A 3,113-nucleotide genomic window follows, 5' to 3' on the forward strand; every position below is an offset into this window, starting at 1 on the left:
GGCGCATACGCATACAGGTTCAACCCACCCGCATAGCTGATCGGGTCTTTGCTGACAAACCGTCCGGTCCGTGGATCATAGTACCTATACCGATTGTAGTGCAGCCCTGTTTCGTGATCGTGGTACTGGCCCTGAAACCTGATCGGGTTGGTCAGGCCTTTCTGCCGTGCCCATTCCGAGCGTTGTTCTTTGACTTCACCCCACGCTTTGTACTGCGCGCTCCAGGCGATTTGGCCGGTGTGGTCGGTCAGTTCTTGTGGTGTGCCGAGGTGATCACACTGGTACCACGCCAGTACGTCTATCGGCAGCGCTTGCGGGGTGTGCGTCCACAGCGGGTCTTGGTCGATGTCGTAGGCGCCGGTGTAACTCGGCTGGGCCAAGAGGCGCATCGGTTGGTGACGCAGGGCCTGGGCCACGGGGACGAAGCTGCCGGGTTCGTAGAGGTAGTGAACGGTTTTGCCGCTCGCGCCATCGGCCTGTGCGGGGCTGCTTTCCCAGGCTAGGGTGTCGCCGTCCCAGCCGAACAGGGTGAAACCGCACCCCAGTTCGCGCTGTTTGCGGGCCTGTTCGTTTTGGTTCCACTGCGAGCCCGCTTCGTTTCGGTGTGGGTGGTGGGCGTTGGAGTATTTGTAGAGACGTCTTCCCAGCGGGTCGTAGGCGTAGTCGACGCGCAGCCTGTTGTCTTCAAAGCGTACCAGGCGGTCGAACAGGTCCCACTGCAGTTGGCTCTGCTGACCGTTGTGCCAGCGGCGGGTCTGGTTGCCGCGTTCGTCGTAGTCGTAGTGGGTGCCGGCGTATTCGCGCAGCAGGTTGTCCATCAATTTGTTGCGCTTGGCGTCCTGGTCCAGCGGGCGTTGGACCTGTTGGGTTTTTTCATCCAGCAGGTTGCTGGCCGGGTCGAAGGCGAAGGTTTCGACGCCCAGTCGGCTGGTGGCGTTGAGCAGTCGGCCTACCGGGTCGTAGCGATACGATAACGGGCCGCGACGGCTGTCGTGGATGTCGGTCAGTTGGCTGGCCGCGTCGTACTGATAGGTGCGTTTGAGCAGGGTGGTTTTGTCGTCGCTGCGGCCCAGCAGTTGTTCTTGCAGGCGCCCGGCCGGGTCCCATTGCTGGGTTTGCAACAGGCGGTTGCCCTGGTGGCGGGCGACTTCGCGGTGCAGGTCGTCACGCTCGTAGCCGATCAGTTCGTGTTCGTCGAGGCGCATGCCCAGCAGGTGCCCGCTGCCGTAGGTCAGCCAGCTGACTTTGTGGCCATCCGGGCGGGTGGTGGCGATGCGTTGGTTGAGCACGTCGTATTCGTGCTGCCACACGGCAACCACCGGGGTTTGCAGGCTCAGGTAGTGCTGGTGTTCGCGCAGCAGGTTGCCCGCCGGGTCGTGGAACCATTGCAGGCGGCTGTCGGCGTTGGTGGCCATGGCCTGGTTGCCGTTGCCGTTGCCGTCGTAGGCGAAGGTTTCGGTTTGGGTGGTGCCGCCCAGGCGTGCGGTGCGTTCGATGAGGCGACCTGTGGGGTCGAACTCGACGTGGGTGGTGCGCTGGCCGTCGACGGTGCTGGCCAGGCGGCCGGTGTTTGGGTCGTACTCGTACAGGGTGCTGCGACCGTCAAACCCGGTCTCTTTGAGTAAACGGCCTACCGGGTCGTAATCGAATGTCGCCTGCTGCCGGTTTTCGTTTTCCAGCGCGAGCAGTTGCCCGAGGCGGTCCCAGCGATAGCGCAAGGTCTGTTCGGCAGCGTCGATACGTTCGTCGATCAAACCGGCGACGGTGTAGCTCCAGGTGGTGCAGCGGTTGAGGCCATCGGTGTGGGCCAGCAGTCGGCCTTCGGCGTCGCGGCTAAAGCGTTCTTCGGTGTTGTCCGGGTGGGTGATCAGGATCAGTTGCCCGGCCTTGTACACGTACTCGGTCTTGTTGCCCGCCGCATCGGTGAAGCAGATCATTTGCCCGAGGTCGTTGTACTCCCAAACACTGGTTTTGCCGGAGCAGTCGACGTACTCCACCAGTTGCCCGGCGTCGTTGTAGGCAAGGGTCTTTTCGTTGCCGTTGGCGTCTTTGATGGCGGTCGGCAAACCGGCGTCGTTGTAGGCGTATTCGGTTTTGTTGCCCAACGGGTCGACGGCTTCAATCAGGTTGCCCTGATCGTCATAGTCACGCAGCCATAAGCCACCTTCGGCGTCGCTGATTTTGATCAGTTGGTCGTGATCGTCGTAGGCGTAGTGCATGACGCTGTGGTCGGCACGGATGTGTTCGAGCAGGTTGCTACGATCGTCGTAGCTGTAGCGGTCGGTGCTGCCGTCGGGATGCACGTGGCGCAGGATGTTTTTCGCGTCGTCGCGGAACAGCCATTCCGAACGCCCGTCAGCATGGCGGATGCGGTAGGTGTAACCGAGGATGTCGTAGTAGTGCCAGGTCTCGTTGCCGTGGGCGTCGGTGACGTAGGTCAGGCGGATGTTTTCGTCCCATTCCAGGCGCGTGTCGAAGCTGCCGTCGTCGGCCCATTCGCGCACGGCCTTGGCGTCGGGGCCGGTGTCTTGCCATTGCAAGTTCATGCCGCGATTCGTGCGGTCGGTGTAGCGGGTGATCAGGTGGTGCTGGTATTGGTAGCTCCAGGCGGCGCCGTTTTCGTCCTGGGCATTGATCAGGTCGCCGTGGGCATCGTAGTAATAGGCCGCCAGTTGGCGCACCGGCGCGCTGTCGCGTATTTCCCACAGGCCTGTGAGGTGGCCGTGGTCATCGATCATCGTGCCCAGATGTAAATGGACGTTGTTGAGATCGCCTTGGTAGGTGATCAGGTCGGACAGCACCGGTTGGTCGGCATGGCGGTATTCGTGGTGCAGCATGACGCCTGCGCCGTTGCGCAGTTCGATTTGCGCGAGCAGGAAGCGGTCGCCGTGGCGCACGTAACTTTCCCTGCGCTCAAAGCCACGGCACAGCAACAGGGTGTTTTCTGTGACGCGCACCAGCGTCAGGTTTTCGATGGCGTCGTAGTGCGCCTGACCCACGGGTTGGAGCGCGTAGCTGTGGTCACGGCCGTCCGCATCGTGGAACACCAGGCCCTTGCCGTGCAGGTCAAAGCGGGTGGTGAACTCGGTGATCCAGCGCGCACCCAGGGCGCC

Annotated in this window: 1 protein-coding gene; it reads right to left on the reverse strand. The window is 62.3% G+C overall.

The annotated features are described in order from the left end of the window. Nucleotides 1-3,113: RHS repeat-associated core domain-containing protein (locus CJF39_RS22410; RefSeq protein ID WP_094995349.1), on the reverse strand; the 3,113-nt coding region annotated here is incomplete at both ends.

The organism is Pseudomonas lundensis, assembly GCF_002269125.1.
Classification (GTDB): Bacteria; Pseudomonadota; Gammaproteobacteria; order Pseudomonadales; family Pseudomonadaceae; genus Aquipseudomonas; species Aquipseudomonas lundensis_A.